The sequence below is a fragment of the Okeania sp. SIO3I5 genome (assembly GCF_010672085.1).
In the GTDB taxonomy this organism is placed as follows: domain Bacteria; phylum Cyanobacteriota; class Cyanobacteriia; order Cyanobacteriales; family Microcoleaceae; genus Trichodesmium.
In genome coordinates this window covers 26,936-44,845 of record NZ_JAAHHT010000011.1, presented here as the reverse complement: position 1 = coordinate 44,845, position 17,910 = coordinate 26,936, and the positions used below count along the sequence as shown (strand labels likewise).

Sequence of the window (17,910 nt, the reverse complement as noted above, 5' to 3'; positions counted from 1 at the left end):
AAGAGATTTTGTCCTTGTAACTAAAATAGAAATATTTTAGTATAATTTTACCCTTATTTATTTTTACAATTATAGCACTACACAAATATGGCGCTGACATTGATAAATGCTCAAACTTACTCATGCATTAATTCCTGAGTTTTGACGAGTCAGATCAAATCCCCTTAATTTGCTACAAAAAATGTTCCATCTTCCCACCCTTCCCCTATTCCACTACTGTCCCACTTCCATACTCCCACACCGTTCGAGATAACTAGAAGCAGTATGATCGCCACCATTCTCCGCCACACATTCTTCAAATAAACGCCCTGCTTCCACAAAAGACTTCTGATGATATAAAATAACTGCCTTTTCAAACTTTTCCTTAGTAGCGTTCTTTGCTGCTCGCAATTCAGGCACATCAGCAGCAAACACCTCAAATAAACCAACCGCTTTAGCTTTTCCTTTAGCTTTCACTTGCTCAATAAACCGCAAGTCATATTCCACAGGATTATTCAAACGTGCCAAAGTTTGATGAGTAATTAACAGAGAAACCCCATAAGTTTTAGTCAACCCCTCCACGCGCGAAGACAGGTTAACCGCATCCCCAATCACAGTTCCATCCATGCGTCTCAAACCGCCCACAGTTCCTAAAATTAACTTCCCTGTATGCAAACCAATACCAATACGCAGGGGGTTGATATTCTTTTGCTGTCGAGATAAATTGTATTTTTTCAACTCCTCCAACATAGCGATCGCTCCCTTAAGAGCATCATCAGCAGAATTAGGAAACAGCGCCATAATTGCATCACCTATATATTTATCAATAAAACCGCCATGTTTTTGAATTTGAGGTTCCATGTAACCGAGATACTCATTAATAAAAGCAAAGTTCTCTCCCGGTGTCATCTGTTCCGAGATGGTGGTAAAACCTCGGATATCGGAAAACAGCACCGTCATTTCCCGTTCCACTTGCTCTCCTAATTCCACATCAATAATGCTCTTTTTTTCTAAGAAACTGAGAAACTGTTCCGGTACAAAACGCTGACAAGCATCGTATAGTCGAGCATTTTCCAAAGAAATCGCACCTTGAGCAGCGAGGGTACGCAAGAGTGCCATGCGCTCTTGGGTAAAAGCTCCCGCGCTCAGATTATTTTCCAAATAGATAATACCTTGGAGTTGATTTTGATTAATCAGAGGAGTGCAAGCGATAGACTGACATTGATACTCTTGAATGTAGGCATCCTCGGTAAAGTCACCTTCAGTTGAGGCATTGTTGAGAACTACAGTTTCACGAGTGCGGGCAACATAACGGACAATCTTTTCTGATAGCTTTTCAAACTTATTTAGGGGCAGAGACTGCAAGACTGAAACTGCTGACAACTCTGCTTCTTTGGTAGCTTCGATGAATAAACTTTCGCCCCTGGGCAAAATCAGAATGCCTCGTTGCGCTCCAGCATTTTTTACCAGAATATCCATTAAAGTTGCCAGCAAATTATCTAAAACGATTTCGCTAGAAATAGCATTAGTGGATTTAATAACCGTGGCTAAATCTAATTCTGTACCATCAGTATAATTGTTTGTAGTGGGAGTCTTCAGGGTTTTTGGAACACGTTTTTTTGTGGTTTGGGACTGAAATAATTGAGGATAGTTTTCTTCTAAGTGCCTTACCTTTGCTATTGCACCCCAAAGAGAATAACAGTAATGTGCGTCTGTCATGTAAAAGCCGGCAAGTTTTTCCTGACCCCAGTCGAGATAAAATTTGGCAGCGAGTTCGTTAGCTAGAGCTTCTTCTTGGATGTATTCGTTTTCTTGAGCGAGAGCGATCGCTTTGTTGTATAACTCAATAGCTTCTGCCTTTTTCCCCAAGAATCTACATTTTTCAGCTTCTACTAAATCTACCTTATGTTGGTAATTCATTGGAGCATAGTCTGCCAATCTTTGCTGTAATTTCCCTTGGTTTTCTTCCACTCGTTGAAATAACTCTGATGTTTTGTCTGGTTGCAAACTCAAGAGCGCTAAAGCAGTCAAAGAATCATAAAGGTAATATATAGCTTCTCCTGGACTTCCCATGTTAACTGTTGAATTGCCTTTACACTTTGCTGCATGACTGTTAGCAGATTTGATTTCTCCAAATAAGTAGCAAAGCATCAGCTTATATAGGTAAAAAAGGTACAACCCTACAAGATCGCGAGCAGACAAGAGTTGTGGAAGTAATTCAGTTTCTTGGAACGCTTCCCCAGATAAAATACTTGGATGCTCTGCACTTGCTCCGAGTAAATTTAACATAAGTTGCCAATGAAGACGATTCCAATTTAGTCCTGTCAATTGATTCAGTTGTATTAATCTATTACAGTAGAGGCGAGTCTCCTGCTCCAAAGTAGTAAGAAACCGACCACTCCAAAGAGAAACACCACAAAAACCAGCGGCAATAGGTCCGAGGGGTTCTAAATTTCCTACTTCCAGTCCGACTGCATAAGCTTCTTCCCAGAGCGGTAGCACTCTTTTATAGTGATATTGACGGTGCAAGAGAAACATCCCAGCCAAATGTAATACTTGGGATTTCACAGTTTTAGCATCCAGTTTGGAGACAACCTTAAGTGCCAGTTGACCGAATTTAACTCCTGTATCGACATCTTTTAAAAAATCACAAGTAATAATAGCATAAAGAACATAAGCGACACCGGAAGCTTCTGAATTTCCGTATTGAATGGATAATTTTACTGACAAAGCCACTAGCAAAGGCCATAAAGAAGAACCAAGGATGTATAGTGCCTGTATAACGCTATTAAAAATTTGGAGAATGGCAATTTTTTCCCGATCTGTCATTATGGGTAAATCCGCTAAATCCTCTATTTCTGTATCTCCTATCAATTCGCCAATTTCTGCAATACTGGATTGAATATCGCTGTCGGTTGGCGCTTCGGGAAAGGAGACTCCTAGCTTTTGTAAAAATTCTAGGGCAGTAGCGATCGCTTCAGTTAGTTTATTCTGGGAGTAATTTGAGATAATTTTAATTTTGCAAACGTTAACCTGTTCTAGTAAAGATTGTGCTTTGGCAATAACGATCTCAATAAACTGCTCCATTTCCTCAAAGTCGCCACATAACCATGCTAACTCAGCCTTTAATTCATGTAATTCTAGACTCATTTCATATTGCCGCTGCCAAGAGTTTTCTCCAAGTATAGATAATCCCATATCAGCATATTCGCGAGCAGCCTGATATGCACTAGTATTTCTAGCTTTGCGACAGGCAATAAGATTGAGTTGGGCAAGTTCGTCTCGTTCTTTTTGTTCGGTAATTAGCTCTATACCGTAATTTAATTGACGGACTAAATCGAAAATGTTCTCGACTCTTGCTTCTTCTGAGAGCTTTTGCAGCAATACTTTTCCTATCTGGTAATGGAGTGTTGCTTTTTCGTCGTCAGGAATTAGAGCGTAAGCAGCTTGTTGAATACGATCGTGCCCGAATTTATAGGACTGAATCAGTAGATTTTCATCCATTTCTGATAGGGGAAAAATAAAACCCAATTCTAGAGGGATTTTCAATAATTCAAAAATCTCTGACGGCAATTTTTCTTCAATCCATGTTAGTATCTTTAAGTCAAATTCGGCTCCTAAACAAGCAGCAAGGGATAAAGTTTTTTGACTGCATTCTGGCAATTGTTGCAGTTTTTCTATCATTAATTCCACTACATTTTCGGTGAAATTCCTAGCAGCGATCGCTTCAATATCCCATTGCCAAGTTCTCTCTTGACGATCAAATTCCAACATTTTTTTGTCATATAATGTCTGTAAGAATTCATTAACAAAAAAAGGATTTCCTCCGGTTTTTTCCCAGACTAACTGAGCTAAATGGGAAACTTGTTTAGTCTGACTAAAGGTATCGGTAATTAAACAAGTAATTTGATTTAAAGATAGATTTTTTAAGCTAATTTGATTAATTGCATTGTTATTTTGTCTAAGTTTTTCCAGAGAAATTGCCAAAGAATGACCGACATTTACTTCATTATCGCGATAAGCACCTAAGAGCAACAAATATTCAGTTTGCTTTTCAACTAACATCCGTTCCATTAGTTTTAAAGTTGCCAAATCTACCCATTGCAAATCATCGAGAAATAAAGTTAAAGGATGCTCTTCAGTGCAAAAAGCATAAATAAAATTACTAATGACAAGATTAAAACGATTTTGCGTTTCGTTCGCTCCTAATATTGGAACTGGTGGTTGTTTGCCAATAATCAGTTCCACTTCAGGAATTACATCAATAATAACTTGTCCGTTATTTCCCAAAGCTTTTAATAATTTTTCTCGCCAGATTCCTAACCCCGCTTTAGTCTCTCCCAATAATTGCCTAATTAATCCTCCAAAAGCAGACACGATCGCACTATAAGGAATATTCCTTTGAAATTGGTCGAATTTCCCAGAAATAAAATAACCCCGACGGGCAGTAATGGGTTTATAAAGTTCTTGTACCAGAGATGATTTGCCAATCCCAGAATAACCTGCCACCATCATCAGTTCGACTTTTCCACTTTTTGCAACTCGCTCAAATGTGGAAAGTAAAGTGGCAATTTCTGCTTCTCGTCCGTAGAGTTTTTGAGGAATAGAGAAGCGCTCTGAAATATCTTGAGTTGCTAAAGGGAAAACTTCAATATTTCCCACTAATTCTAATTGCTCAGAACAATTTTCTAAATCCGCTTTTAATCCCCAGGCACTTTGATAGCGCTCTTCGGCATTTTTCGCCATTAATTTCATTATTATCTGTGAGATTATCCAGGGAATCGAACTGTCAATTTCTGAGGGTAAAATTGGCTTTTTAGCAATATGAGAGTGAACTAATTCTAAGGCATCTTCTGTAGTAAAAGGCAGTTGTTTGGTTAACATTTCATAGAATGTTACCCCTAAGGAATAAAAATCTGTCCGATAGTCTAAACTACGGTTCATTCTCCCAGTTTGTTCTGGGGAAATATAAGCTAAAGTCCCTTCTAAAACATTAGGATTTTTGAGAGTAGGATTTTCTCGACTTAGTTGGGTAGAAATGCCAAAATCAATAATTTTTAGTTCTTGAGTTTGGGGATTAAAAACGATATTTGCTGGATTGATATCTTTATGAATAATATGTTGGTTATGAATTTCTCCCAAACTTTCAACGATGGCGATCGCCAAAAACAAAAACTCTTTTAGGGTGAGTTTTTCTCGTCCTTGCAAGAATTCTTGGAGGGAAATTCCTTCAAAGTCTTCGAGGACTATTACATAACTCCTTTGCCATTCTAGCAAATCATAAGCTTTGATAATACCTGGAGATTTTAACTGGCAAGTCAGATAATATTCCTGTTTATAGCGTCTAATTTGTTCTGAGGTAGGATAGTTTTGGTTAAGAAATTTGAGGATGACAGGTTGATGATCATCAACTCGTCGGGCACGATAAACTTGAGAGTTGGTACTATTGTGAATGGGGTAAAAATTGTTGTATCCGGCAAGAGTTACCATAATATAATAGATAATATAGAATCCGGTTATATAGTATATGTTCATTATTAAATCGGACAATCGGACCATCTCCCCCAACAATACACTCTTGTATTCAACCGGATTTGATATTACTCCTTACTCCTTACTCCTTACTCCGCATTTCCTCTGGAGGCTTACCTATATTATCTCTAATGTTGTGTTGATTAACGTGAATCATTTGAGGTACCTTGGTTTCTTGCTTGTGCCAGATACCTTTCGGACCGCGCCGAGCGGGAATTATTACAGGCATACCGCTCGGAGATGCTGGAATTTCCCAGAATCTACCTTTTTTGTCGGCTCCTTTGACTCTTCCTTGAGCGAGTAAGACTAATAAACGTTGACGAGAGATACCTAATAAAAAAGACGCTTCTCTAGTACGCATGATTTCCTCCTTAACTGTTGACCAATAGTTAGGTGTTTAAAAAAAGATAACATAAAAGAAGTTAAATAAAAATAAGTATAAACACTCATTATGTTTTTTCTACCTAAAGTTCGCACTCGAAAGTATGAAGTGAACAGTTATCAGTTATCATATCTTATAGTTATTAGTTTTTAGCTTTTTCAGAAGTTTATAGATATAAATAACAGTATTGTTTATCAAAAAGCTGATCAATTTGCCATTAGAGTAGTCAAAGCTTACAAATACTTAGCAGAGGAAAAAAAGGAGTATGTATTATCTAAAGAACTGTTAAGAAGTGGAACATCTATTCAGTTATCAGTTATCAGTAACAGGTTGATAGTTTATATTTCTACAACAAAACTAAATCAATTCTTAGCTTTTTATCTTGAATAAAAAGCTGTTGAGAGTATTGATGAAGATGTAGATTAGGTAGGTAAAATTTTGTTCTCCATAATTAAAAAACAGAAAAAACTGATAACTGATAACTGTTCACTGTTCACTGAAAAAAGATACTAACTATATGGAATAAAAAGCCTTTGAAAGTATCCATCAGGATGCAGATGAGATTAGCAAAATCTTATTTTCCATTATAAAAAAAAACTGAAAAAACTAAAAAAGCTGATAACTGAAAAGGCTGATAACTGATAACTGAAAAGGCTGATAAGTGAAAAAAACGTGACTAATTTTATATCTACTCCTCAACTACCGATAGTTATTGGAGTTACAGGAGCATCAGGACTAATTTACGCTGTCAGAAGCATTAAATATTTACTGGCAGCTAATTACACCATTGACTTAGTAGCATCAAAAGCTACATATTCAGTCTGGCAAGCAGAGCAAAATATTAGAATGCCTGCTGAACCAACTAAACAAGAAGTATTCTGGCGAGAGAAAGCTGGAGAAGAAAACAAAGGCAAACTCCATTGTCATCCTTGGCAAGATGTAGGAGCAAATATTGCAAGTGGTTCCTATCGAACTCAGGGTATGATAATTATTCCCTGTAGTATGGGAACAGTAAGTAAATTAGCCGCTGGATTTAGTTCAGATTTACTAGAACGGGCTGCAGATGTACAATTAAAAGAAGGAGGTAAACTAATATTAGTACCTCGGGAAACACCTTTTAGCTTGATTCATTTACGAAATTTGACTACTCTAGCAGAAGCAGGAGCAAGAATTGTCCCGGCCATCCCGGCCTGGTATCATAATCCCCAAACTATAGAGGATTTGGTAGACTTTGTAGTAGCTCGTGCTTTAGATCAATTTGGTCTAGATTGTGTTCCTATTAAACGGTGGATAGGCCATGAATAGAAGTCGGAATTTACTATTAATAGTTTTAATTGTAGTCCTCGGTGGGCTTGCCTTATTTACTTGGCAAAATTGGTCCCCCAGTTTGGACTTAACTTTTCTAGGGTTAAAGTCTATACCTCTACCTGTTTCTATATGGATTTTAGCTGCTCTTGTTGCAGGTGTAATTACTTACTTGTCGATCTATGGTATTTTTGAACTTTCAAATTACCTGTTTAAACAAAATTTACAACCTTCCAGACCTCGCCCTAGACAATCTCAGCATCAAAATCAAGCTGGGCAAGGTAGGGATAGAGCTTCACAGTCTCAAGGAATATCAAATTCCCAAAGCTCTTTTAACCTAAATAAAGATTCGGAACCAAGGGAGGAAGATGAAAACTTTGATGACTGGAAACAAGGACCTCCTAAAGTTAGTCCTTCTTGGGACGGTAGTACAAGAGAACAAGATATTGAAGAGTCACAAGAGTCTGTTAGTCAAGATTCTACAGAGAAAAGTTATGAAGTGGAAAAAGAACCAAAAACAGAGTCTTGGTCTGGTTCGGTTTATTCTTATGGTTATCGCGAACCTAGTGGTTCAGGGGTTGGTCAAACTGAATCTGTCTATGATGCTGATTATCGGGTGATTACCCCACCGCCACCTCAAGATCAATCTACACCTACTCAAGAAAAAGATGATGAGGAGGTTCCTCCAGAACATTAACGAAGTCAGAAGTCAGAATTCAGAGGTCAGAAGTTGTTTTTGTAACAGGGATTAGAGCAACGCTCCAAAAATATTTCGCCAATAATCAAGGCGGGGTTTTAGACCCAATCCTGTTTGATAAATCAATCAGGCAATTAGTAACTCAAATAAGTGTACTGAAATTTGATAGTGTTTTTGTATTGTAAGAGATTTGCACGTTAATAAAGTACCAATTATTCATGGGGAAAAATCCCCGTACCTGTCCGAAGCAAGGCGGCAATCTTAGACTCAACCTCAATAATAAAGACTAACCACAAATCTAATCAAAACGCTTATTTGTGTTTAAATGGTTAGTCCAGCCTACTTTTTTAAGGTAAACGTTATTTTGGTCACAATACGTCGGAATGCGCGGCCAGTTCCGACCTCTATTGCTCGGCATTAAACAGGCAAAGAGACTTGAAAAGCTAGTGTGTCGAGCCTAACAAGCCAAAATAACCGGGCGAGGCCAACTTTACATTTCTATAGGAGGGACGCAACAATGTCCACCAATTATGTATTTGTACTTGATGCAAATAAAAAGCCTTTAGCACCATGCAAGGCAGGAATGGCAAGGTCATTATTAAAAGCAGGTAAAGCCAAGGTTTTTAGGCGCTATCCATTCAGCATAATTCTCAATAAATTGGTAGCAGAAAAACATCAGGATTTACAGCTAAAAATTGACCCTGGGTCTAAGCAAACAGGTTTTGCTTTAGTAACTCAAGAAGGGGAAGTTATTTGGGCGATGGTCTTAATCCATCGAGGTCAACAAATAAAAAACGCTATGCTTAGGCGGCGAAATCTTCGGCGAGGTCGCCGCCGTCGAAAAACCCGCTATCGACAACCGCGTTTTCTTAACAGAAAGCGTAAAAAAGGATGGCTGCCACCAAGTTTAATGCACAGAGTTTTAACTGTAGAAGCTTGGGTTAACAAATTATGCTTCTTAGCACCCATTAATTCCCTAGCAATGGAATTAGTAAAGTTCGATACCCAAAAAGTTGAAAATCCCGAAATCTCTGGAATTGAATACCAGCAAGGAACTTTATCGGGATACGATCTTCGCGAATATTTGCTCTTAAAGTTTAATCGCAAATGTGTTTATTGCGGCGCAAAAGATACTCGCTTAGAAATTGAGCATACAACTCCCCGTTCAAAAGGTGGAAGCAATAGGGTGTCGAATCTAGTTATTGCTTGTCATCAATGCAACAAAGATAAGGGTGCTATGGATATTAGAGAATTTTTGAAGGATAAACCATCTCTTTTGGAACGAGTTTTGAAACAAGCCAAAACGCCATTAAAAGATGCAGCAGCAGTTAATGCAACTCGTTGGAAAATCTTTGAAACTTTAAAAAAGACAGAACTACCCGTTGTTACCGGGAGTGGTGCGCAAACCAAGTACAATCGTCGTCGATTGGATTTACCAAAAGAACATTGGATAGATGCAGCGTGCGTTGGGGAAGTAGAAAAATTAACAATTCTTACGGCTCAACCATTGATTGTTACAGCAATGGGACACGGTTGCAGGCAGATGGTACAAATGGATAAATATGGTTTTCCCCGCAAAGGTTATAAGGCTACAAAACCTGTCCCTGGTTGGAAAACTGGAGATATTATCAATGTCGTAAAAGGCCAAAATATTGGACTAAAAGGAGTCAGGATTAAAACTGTAAGAAGTAAAGGCAATTTTGATATCCGACATCAAGATGAAATTTTGTCTGTTTCTCGAAACCATATCCAACCCGTTCACAGACGAGATGGATACAATTACTCGTTTTGAGTAGATTTTTTCTAAGAATCAAGTCAGCCGTAGGCGTTTGCGATAGCATTCCTTAAGGAAAGCCTTATCGCAGAGTAGCAATCTCTACTCTATACAATTAAATGGTAGTCTATTTTTTTGCTAGTCCCTAAGTAGTGACAATTACTTGTTTATACCAAGGGTATTTTTCCAAAACCTTATGCCGCCTAATATTATGTCTTGCGTGAATAACCACTATAAAAAATTTAGGTAGGGACGTTCATGCAACGTCTGTACAAAGTAGGTAGTAGGGAATAAGGGGAAGGAGCGAAAAATATTCTGGCGCGTAAGAAAAGAAGATTTTTATTATGGCTAATTAATCAGACTTGATATAAAACCTTTTTTCACGATATGTAGTCAACTTATTGAGATTTGGCATAACTCATTAGTATGGATATTAGTAATAGGCAATTATTACAGGGAGTAAATCTTTATCTAGTCGGGATGATGGGTGCTGGTAAAACAACTGTGGGACATTTACTTGCACAACGCTTAGGATATAGTTTTCTCGATACAGATAATTTAATTTCTCAAGCTGCAGGCAAGTCAATTAACGAAATTTTTGCTACTGAGGGTGAAGCAGTTTTTCGGGCATTGGAAACAAATGTATTGTCAGAAGTATCTAGTTACAAAAATTTGACTATTGCTACAGGTGGTGGTATTGTTGTGAGTCAATTTAACTGGAGTTATTTGCACCATGGCATAGTGGTTTGGTTAGATGTGCCAGCAGAAGTTTTATATAGTCGCTTGGAAGGGGATATGACTAGACCTTTACTTCAGAATAGTAAGCCTTTGGATAAACTTCAGGCTATCTTGGAGGAAAGAAGACCGCTTTACGCAAATGCAGATGTTCATATTAATGTTAATAGTCAAGATACCCCTGAACAAGTAACAATGTTGGTGCTGGAAGAAATTAAAAAGGTGGTAAAGTCATCTTATCGGTAGTCGTTTAATTATTGATTAGACATCTCCAAAAAATAGGGAACAGAGAACAGGGAACAGGAAGAAGTAATTGATAATTTCTGGATAAGAATTAATTTTAGTTTTGATTTTCACGCCTCTGTCTATTCGTTATTAAACTATTCATCCCAATATTTAAGGATTAAAAGAGTATGAATTAATATCTTTGAAAAAAACACGGTAGTTGAGCAAAATGAAACATTAGTAATAATTTCAGAATATTTGAGATTTTTGAATTTAGGTACTATAAATTTTAAGTCAATAAAAAACCCCTCCATGGAGAGGCAGGGGTCAAGGACAGTTAAACGCTTATTTTTCATATTATCTCATAAATTAAGTATTTTTGTTAGATTTATTTGTGACAATTTTTTAAACGTTTATTGCAACTATACTTGATCTTGTTACGAATTCCTAAGTTCAATTGCTAATTGTAATATAAAAGTTATGGTAAGCATTCAGCTATTAGCTGTCAGCTTTCAGCTTTTTAATAAATATTGATGTAAAAAAAGCAGAGAAACCAGGTCTATATTAAATGCTTCTCCAGACTAAAATATACCTGCCATAGACCCGGTTTCTTATAACACTTCCGTTGCCAAGCGGATTTGATATTATATAAAATATTAAAACAGGAAGAAATAGAATTTCTATGTATGATTTTTGAGCAATAAGTAAAGTCCAACTCCCAGACCCAAACCCCCCTCTGAAATAATGAGTAAAATTCCAAAAGAATGCCAGTTTTTTAGACCATAAATTTGAGTATCTAATCTTACTAATATCCCGGCAGAGATTAACACTAAACTATGGGTAAAAATGTTAATCCACCTAATTATAACTACAAAGAAAAAAGCAGTAACAATTGCAGAAATAAAAGTATAAAGTTCAGAGTTAAACCAGGGAATTATTGTTTTCAAATTCAGGAAACGAAAAGTTAAAATTGCATCTAATAAAAAAATACCCGCTATAACAACTAAATATAAAAACACAGAAGCTTGAGCATTAGCTAGACTCCAGCCAAAAATGCCATAAGTTATTAAAAGTAGAGTCGAAGAAAGTAAAGGTATTGGTTTCACATTATTTTATAGGTTAGTAGAAATTGCTTTAACTGGGCAGGCAGGAATACATTGTTCACATACAATGCAACGGGATCTGAAAAAATTGAGACGAAAGGTATCAGGTTGTAAAGTTAGAGCTTCTGTAGGACATACACCAGTGCATAAACCACAGTCTACGCAGCTATTTTCATTGATTAAAATTTCTCTGCTACTGAGAGATACATCTATATTTTGGAGTCTCATCCACTCTATTGCAGCTTCTAACTCATCAATATCTCCTGATAATTCCAGCACTAATTTACCTATTTGATTTGGTGCTACTTGAGCACGAATAATATTAGCAGCAACATTAAAATCTTTTGCTAATTTATAGGTAATTGGCATATGAATTGACCGTTGTGGAAATGTTAACGTCACTCGTTTTTTCACGGGTTAATCCTCTATATTCTTAATTATAAAACTGATTTTTTCATCATTTATTTATAGGGTTTCTCAAGTTACTGAGGTACAGTTGTTTTTTTTCTTTTCGATTCCCTGTTTAGCAAATTACTACTTTGTACAGACTAAGCATGGTTAGTCCCTACCTCCAACTTACTCTCTACTCCCTAAAACAAACGAATTTTTCTCCTCACAAGTATTAAAATTGCCATAATTATTTAGTCATACCGTATTCAAAATAAAGAATGTTACAAATAATCAGAATAATTGAAACAATTGAGTTAAATGTACCTTTGACTAAAAAGAGAAGTTTCTCACTCAGAAATATAGCAATTCCCAAGAAGCGTGAGGTACAAAATTCCTTGGTTTTAGGGAACAGGGAACACTTAACTGGGAACAGGGAATAGGGAATAGGGAATAGGAAACAGGGAATAGGAAATAGGAACAAATAAAGATAGGTGTACCTCACGATTGCTGAGAAACGCTATATTATCAGGACTTACGCAACGGCACTAATTATAGTGGTGATGTTAGGAACTATGACCAAATTTACACTATATATAGTGGTATTGTGTAAGTCCTGATTATTTAAGCTATTGATTCTGACTACTGACTTCTGTAGTCGCCAAGCAGACGCTTATCCTACCTGACTCTTAATAAATAGCCTAAATATTTGTAGCAAACATTTATCGCACTTGGTATTACAACAATTTTTATTGTAATTAGAATACAGCAGGGACGTTCTATCGAGCGTCCCTAAAAAAGTTATATTTTTACTATGTGCTTTAGCTATCTAAAGTTTGAGCAACTAAAATTTATATAGGAAGATGACTTTAGTTGTCTGGGTTTAACAATTACCTTGTTTTCATCTCAGCTCTAAAAGAGACATTGCTCTCAACCCTTTTTCAGTAATTGTAATAATTATTTAATTTTATGACAATGAATGTAAATCCATCTGACCCTAAAAATATTTCCTCTTTGGCGGTGCGCTGGAGAAATTTTATTATTGTGTCGGTCGCGATCGCTTTATCAGTAACCATTTTTATCGGATTACGAACTGAGACGGTCTCCGTTTCCCTAAATGAAATGGCTGAAACTTCAACACCTCTAGATATAGCATTAACTAATAATAAGCCTAGCATAGTTGAATTTTATGCTAATTGGTGTACGACTTGTCAAGCTATGGCTCCTGAGTTGGAGGAAATTAGGCAACAGTATGCTGGGAATGCCAACTTTGTAATGTTGAATGTGGATAATAGCAAGTGGTTACCAGAATTGGTTAAATATCGGGTAGATGGTATTCCCCACTTTGTGTTTATGGATCGAGAAGGGACTGAAGTTGGTCAGACTATTGGAGAAGTGCCGAAGTCTGTTATGGCAGCAAATATAGAAGCTTTAGTTGCCGGAAGTTTATTACCATATAATGGTACAGTTGGTCAAGGTTCTGAATTTAATGCTCCAGTAGCACCAATTAAAGCAAGTCAAGCAGATCCTCGGGTTCACGGTAGTCAAGTACAATAGTTGAGTGGCTAAACCAATTTAATGAGGATGGGGAGGATGGGGAGGATGGGGAGGATGGGGAGGATGGGGAGGATGGGGAGGATGGGGAGGATGGGGATACGTAAGCTGCATGAATAAAAGTGGACTTTTGTGCCACACGGACCACACAGACCACACGGACCACACTTCCCATCCTCCCCACACGGACCACACTTCCCACGCCTCCAACACCTCCCCACCTTCTCTTAACTTTTTTCTCTGGTGACAATAAATTGACCCTCGGCAAGGGGAGGAGAGATTCAAATTGCCTTAATAATCAGTATTTTCTCAATACATGATAGTTGAAAATCAATGCTCCTGTTTTGAATTTGGAATGCCAAAGATTTTTCAAGGAAAATATAGGTTTTTCAGCCAGCATTTAGATTTATCTTAACCGAACATAGTTAATAAAAGCCATTTTGTATCAATGCCAGCGATTAAATTTTTGAGTCAGGAATCATCTACGGAAATTAGGTAATAGGAGAACAAGGTTGAAAAGTACTCCAATACACTTGCAATTTGCTATTTCCTCATCTCCCCCACTCCTCTACTTTGGTAAGTTATCTCCCAATTTTTTAGTAAAAGAATGAACTCTAAACAATTACAACGGTTGTTAATATTTTATTCTGCCTTAGGAATATTTATTATCAGTGTATTAGTAGCAATAATAAGTATATTCCCCCTTGATAAACAACTCAGAATAAATGAAGAAAGCAACTTACAGTCAACGTTACAAAGTAGAAGTTTAGCAGTGGAACAATTTGTTTCAAGAGCTAAGGATATTGCTGCACAAATTTCTAGTCGTACTCAAGCAAAACGGGAATTAGAAGTTTATAACCGTAGTCCAAATAATCGCAATTCTGCTGTTTCTAATCTGACTCGGATTCTCACTGATGCTCTTAATCAGACTGAAGATGTAGTTGGAATTACTCGCTTAGATCGAGATAATCAATTGGTGGTTCAACTAGGTTTACCTATCCCTCAAAAATTTTGGAAATTGCCTATTCAAAAACCTAAAATTAGCAATCAAATTCGCCTAAAGAATGAATCTTATATCATTATTAGCCAACCAATTATTAACTCAAAAAAACAACAAGTAGGTACAGATTTGGTGTTGTTTAAAATCCAGGGTTTAGAAAAAATTATTACAGATAATGCGGGGCTAGGTAAAACTGGAGAAGTCTTTTTAGGAACTTTAGAAAAACAACAGTTAAAATTATTTTTATCTTCTAAAAATGAAAGCAAAAATTTATCTGAATCAATTGCTAAAGCCTTGGAAAAAACATTATTTTCTCAAGAGTCTGGAGTAATAGTTGTTAAATCTAAGTATGGGATTTATGGTCAAATAATTGCTTTTGAACCTGTATCCAATGTAAATTGGGGACTCGCGATCGCCATCGAACGTCAGGAATTATATGCTCCAGTGAATCGTCAGGTTATTACTATTGGAATTGTCATAATATTCTTAAGTCTTTTGGGTACTTGTGGAATGATTCTACTACTACATCCATTAACTGATCGAGTAATTATTCAAACTGATGAACTGGAGCAACAACTAGAAGAAAAAAATCAGGCTTTACAGGAGTTAAAATATACTCAACATCAGTTACTTGTGGAAATTCGCGATCGAAAACAAAGCCAAACTAGGCTACAAAATCAGAATAAAATATTAATAGAACTTGCTCAAAATAGAGCTGTAAATCAAGGATATTTGTCAACAGGTATAGAAGCAATTACAGAAGCTACAGCCAAAATATTAGAGGTTGAGCGAGTGGGAATTTGGCTGTATGACGACTCGAAAAATTATTTAAAATCTCTAGATTTGTACCAAAACAAACTCAATGAACACATTAGAGAAATAAATCTTAATTTCAAGGATTATCCTAGTTATTTTCAAGCGATTAGCTCACTACAAGATAATAATATTATTGCAGCTAATGATGCTCGCAACGATCCTAGAACCAAGGAATTTTCTGAGAATTACCTCAAACCTTTAGATATTTTTTCTATGCTTGACGCTGGGATTTTGATTCGTGGAGAAGTAGTGGGTGTTATTTGTATAGAAAAGTGCAGTCAAATCAAATATTGGACTCTTGAAGATGAATTTTTTGTCCGTTCAATTGCTAACCTAGTTTCTCTAACAATTGAAGCTAGCGATCGCCAACTTGCCGAGAATGCTCTACGAAAATCAGAAGCTCAATTAAGAATACAAAAACAAGAACTACAGCAAACTTTACAAGAACTGAAATGGGCTCAAACTCAGATCATTCAAAGTGAAAAAATGTCGAGTTTAGGTCAAATGGTTGCCGGGGTTGCCCATGAAATTAATAATCCGGTTAACTTTATTCATGGAAATATTATTTATGCAACAAGTTATACTCAAGACTTATTCAATTTACTTCAACTCTATCAAAATTATTATCCCCATCCCCATCCAGAAATTGAGGAAGAAATTGAAGCTATTGAATTAAATTTCCTCCAAGAAGATATCAAAAAAATGCTAAAATCTATGAAAAGTGGAACAGAGCGGATTATAGAAATTGTCAAATCACTACGAATTTTTTCCCGTTTGGATGAAGCAGAAATTAAAGAAGTCGATATCCATGAAGGAATTGATAGCACTTTAATGATTTTACAAAATCGCTTCAAACCTAAACCAGGATTTCTTGGTATTGAAGTGATTAAAGAATATAGTCAACTTCCTAGTATTAACTGTTATGCAGGACAGCTTAATCAAGTATTTATGAATATTATCGGTAATGCCATTGATGCAATTGAAAATGCTCAATCTTCTCAAGAAAAACAGTGTGACGCTGATTGTATTTGGATTAAAACTCAAGTAATAAAAGACAATTGGGTAGAAATTTTAATAGCAGACAATGGGGGAGGAATTAGCGAAAAAGTTAGGTCGAATTTATTTGAACCTTTCTTTACTACAAAACCTGTTGGAAAAGGAACTGGATTAGGACTTTCGATTAGTTACCAAATTATTGTGGAACAACATCAAGGAAAACTAGAATGCTATTCTGAGTTGGGAAAAGGTACAGAATTTATAATTAAAATTCCGATGAATTTGAATTAGATAACTATTACAAATTTTCGACCATTTCGGATACTATAACTCAAAAAAAATTTGCCTTTTAAAATTACTGATGAGCAATCAAAATCCCGGAATTTTTTTTCCAACTGTTTCTTGTTCCCTGGAAAACTCAAGTAATAGAAGATAATTAAATATAAATTTTGATAGTAGACAATGGGGTATAAATTAGTGAAAAGTTAACTCTAATTTACAGCGGTTTTCATATGAATAAACCACAATGATACTGACTCCTAACTCCGTGCCTCCTGACTCCTAACCCCTAACTCCTGACTCCTAACTCCTGACTCCTGACTCCTGACTCCTGACTCCTAACAATGAATTTAGTGGTCTACTCAACTGAAAAGCGCTGTATTTGAATTTTTCTTGACAACAAAACCTATTGGAAAAGGAACTGGATTAGGACTTTCGATTAGTTGCCAAATTATTTTGGAGCAACATCAAGGAAAATTAGAATGCTATTCTGAGTTGGGAAAAGGTACAGAATTTATAATTAAAACTCCGATAAACTTGAATTAGATAACTATTACAAATTTTCGACCATTTCGGATGCTATAGCTCAGAAATAATTGGGATTTTAAAATTACTGATGAGCAATCAAAATCCCGGAAATTTTTTTGTAACTGTTCCCTGTTCCCTTGAAAACTCAAGTAATAGAAGATAATTAAATATAAATTTTGATATTAGACAATGGGGGAGGAATTAGTGAAAAAGTTAGGTCGAATTTATTTGAACTTTTCTTGAAAATCAAACCTATTGGAAAAGGAACTGGATTAGGAATTTCGATTAGTTATCAAATTATTGTGGAACAAGATCAAGGAAAACTAGAATGTTATTCTCAGCTCGGAAAAGGTACAGAATTTATAATTAAAATTCCGATGAACTTGAATTAGATAACTATGACAAATTTTTTACCATTTCAGATGCTATAGCTCAGAAAGAATTAGCATTTTAAAATTACTGATACTCAATCAAAATCCCGGAAATGTTTTTCCAACTGTTCCCTGTTTCCTATTAAGTGTTCCCTTGAAAACTTAAGTAATAGAAAACAATTAAATATAAATTTTGATAGTAGACAATGGGGGAAGAATTAGTGAAAAAGTTAACTCTAATTTATTT

Annotated in this window: 13 protein-coding genes and 1 pseudogene; 9 read left to right on the top strand and 5 right to left on the bottom strand. The window is 36.2% G+C overall.

Annotated features, from left to right (window positions below; translation table 11 throughout):
* Positions 1–213: 213 nt before the first annotated feature.
* Positions 214–5,469, bottom strand: coding sequence for an AAA family ATPase (locus F6K40_RS04235; protein WP_293131824.1), 5,256 nt, complete (start codon positions 5,467–5,469; stop codon positions 214–216).
* 124 nt (positions 5,470–5,593) lie between these two features.
* Positions 5,594–5,872: a hypothetical protein gene (locus F6K40_RS04230; RefSeq protein WP_293131821.1), complete on the bottom strand. Its 279-nt coding sequence runs from the start codon at positions 5,870–5,872 to the stop codon at positions 5,594–5,596.
* A 189-nt stretch (positions 5,873–6,061) separates the two neighbouring features.
* On the opposite strand from F6K40_RS04230, the gene F6K40_RS04225 reads away from it, so the two are divergent.
* From F6K40_RS04225 to F6K40_RS04205, 5 genes are all read left to right on the top strand, one after another.
* Positions 6,062–6,283 (top strand): four helix bundle protein, encoded by a 222-nt coding sequence (locus F6K40_RS04225; RefSeq protein ID WP_365670126.1) that lies wholly within the window; start codon positions 6,062–6,064, stop codon positions 6,281–6,283.
* Between the two features lie 282 nt (positions 6,284–6,565).
* The gene (locus F6K40_RS04220; RefSeq protein ID WP_375340545.1) at positions 6,566–7,198 is read left to right on the top strand and encodes a flavin prenyltransferase UbiX; all 633 of its coding nucleotides are present in this window, start codon (positions 6,566–6,568) and stop codon (positions 7,196–7,198) included.
* Complete coding sequence (locus F6K40_RS04215; protein ID WP_293131818.1) at positions 7,191–7,895, top strand: hypothetical protein; 705 nt, start codon at positions 7,191–7,193, stop codon at positions 7,893–7,895. Before F6K40_RS04220 ends, F6K40_RS04215 begins: the two co-directional genes overlap by 8 nt.
* 517 nt (positions 7,896–8,412) lie before the next feature.
* Positions 8,413–9,687: an RNA-guided endonuclease IscB gene (gene iscB, locus F6K40_RS04210; RefSeq protein WP_293131816.1), complete on the top strand. Its 1,275-nt coding sequence runs from the start codon at positions 8,413–8,415 to the stop codon at positions 9,685–9,687.
* Between the two features lie 408 nt (positions 9,688–10,095).
* A complete protein-coding gene (locus tag F6K40_RS04205; RefSeq protein ID WP_293131813.1) occupies positions 10,096–10,650 on the top strand; it encodes a shikimate kinase in 555 nt (184 codons plus the stop codon).
* A gap of 659 nt (positions 10,651–11,309) precedes the next feature.
* Here the strand turns inward: F6K40_RS04205 and F6K40_RS04200 are convergent.
* Together F6K40_RS04200 and F6K40_RS04195 are read right to left on the bottom strand one after the other, a co-directional pair.
* Entirely contained in the window at positions 11,310–11,735 is a 426-nt protein-coding gene (locus F6K40_RS04200; protein ID WP_293131810.1) for a hypothetical protein, read from the bottom strand.
* A gap of 6 nt (positions 11,736–11,741) precedes the next feature.
* Positions 11,742–12,146, bottom strand: a complete 405-nt coding sequence (locus F6K40_RS04195; RefSeq protein ID WP_293131807.1) for an NIL domain-containing protein — start codon at positions 12,144–12,146, stop codon at positions 11,742–11,744.
* A gap of 948 nt (positions 12,147–13,094) precedes the next feature.
* Here F6K40_RS04195 and F6K40_RS04190 point away from each other — a divergent pair.
* Positions 13,095–13,676: a thioredoxin family protein gene (locus tag F6K40_RS04190; RefSeq protein WP_293131876.1), complete on the top strand. Its 582-nt coding sequence runs from the start codon at positions 13,095–13,097 to the stop codon at positions 13,674–13,676.
* An 18-nt stretch (positions 13,677–13,694) separates the two neighbouring features.
* On the opposite strand, the gene F6K40_RS04185 is transcribed toward F6K40_RS04190, so the two are convergent.
* Positions 13,695–13,886, bottom strand: a complete 192-nt coding sequence (locus F6K40_RS04185; RefSeq protein ID WP_293131804.1) for a hypothetical protein — start codon at positions 13,884–13,886, stop codon at positions 13,695–13,697.
* A 394-nt stretch (positions 13,887–14,280) separates the two neighbouring features.
* Between F6K40_RS04185 and F6K40_RS04180 the strand changes: the two genes are divergently transcribed.
* The 3 genes and pseudogenes from F6K40_RS04180 (at position 14,281) to F6K40_RS04170 (ending at position 17,684) form a co-directional block, all read left to right on the top strand.
* Entirely contained in the window at positions 14,281–16,776 is a 2,496-nt protein-coding gene (locus tag F6K40_RS04180; RefSeq protein ID WP_293131801.1) for an ATP-binding protein, read from the top strand.
* A 375-nt stretch (positions 16,777–17,151) separates the two neighbouring features.
* Positions 17,152–17,310, top strand: a pseudogene (locus F6K40_RS04175) (ATP-binding protein); the annotation flags it as partial.
* A gap of 158 nt (positions 17,311–17,468) precedes the next feature.
* Positions 17,469–17,684, top strand: a complete 216-nt coding sequence (locus F6K40_RS04170; protein ID WP_293131798.1) for an ATP-binding protein — start codon at positions 17,469–17,471, stop codon at positions 17,682–17,684.
* Positions 17,685–17,910 lie beyond the last annotated feature (226 nt).

What these genes read in the sequence shown, in the direction of transcription:
- F6K40_RS04235 (WP_293131824.1), bottom strand. Translation starts at nt 5,469, where the DNA reads ATGGTAACTCTTGCCGGATACAACAATTTTTACCCCATTCACAATAGT.
- F6K40_RS04230 (WP_293131821.1), bottom strand. Translation starts at nt 5,872, where the DNA reads ATGCGTACTAGAGAAGCGTCTTTTTTATTAGGTATCTCTCGTCAACGT.
- F6K40_RS04215 (WP_293131818.1), top strand. Translation starts at nt 7,191, where the DNA reads ATGAATAGAAGTCGGAATTTACTATTAATAGTTTTAATTGTAGTCCTC.
- iscB (WP_293131816.1), top strand. Translation starts at nt 8,413, where the DNA reads ATGTCCACCAATTATGTATTTGTACTTGATGCAAATAAAAAGCCTTTA.
- F6K40_RS04205 (WP_293131813.1), top strand. Translation starts at nt 10,096, where the DNA reads ATGGATATTAGTAATAGGCAATTATTACAGGGAGTAAATCTTTATCTA.
- F6K40_RS04190 (WP_293131876.1), top strand. Translation starts at nt 13,095, where the DNA reads ATGAATGTAAATCCATCTGACCCTAAAAATATTTCCTCTTTGGCGGTG.
- F6K40_RS04180 (WP_293131801.1), top strand. Translation starts at nt 14,281, where the DNA reads ATGAACTCTAAACAATTACAACGGTTGTTAATATTTTATTCTGCCTTA.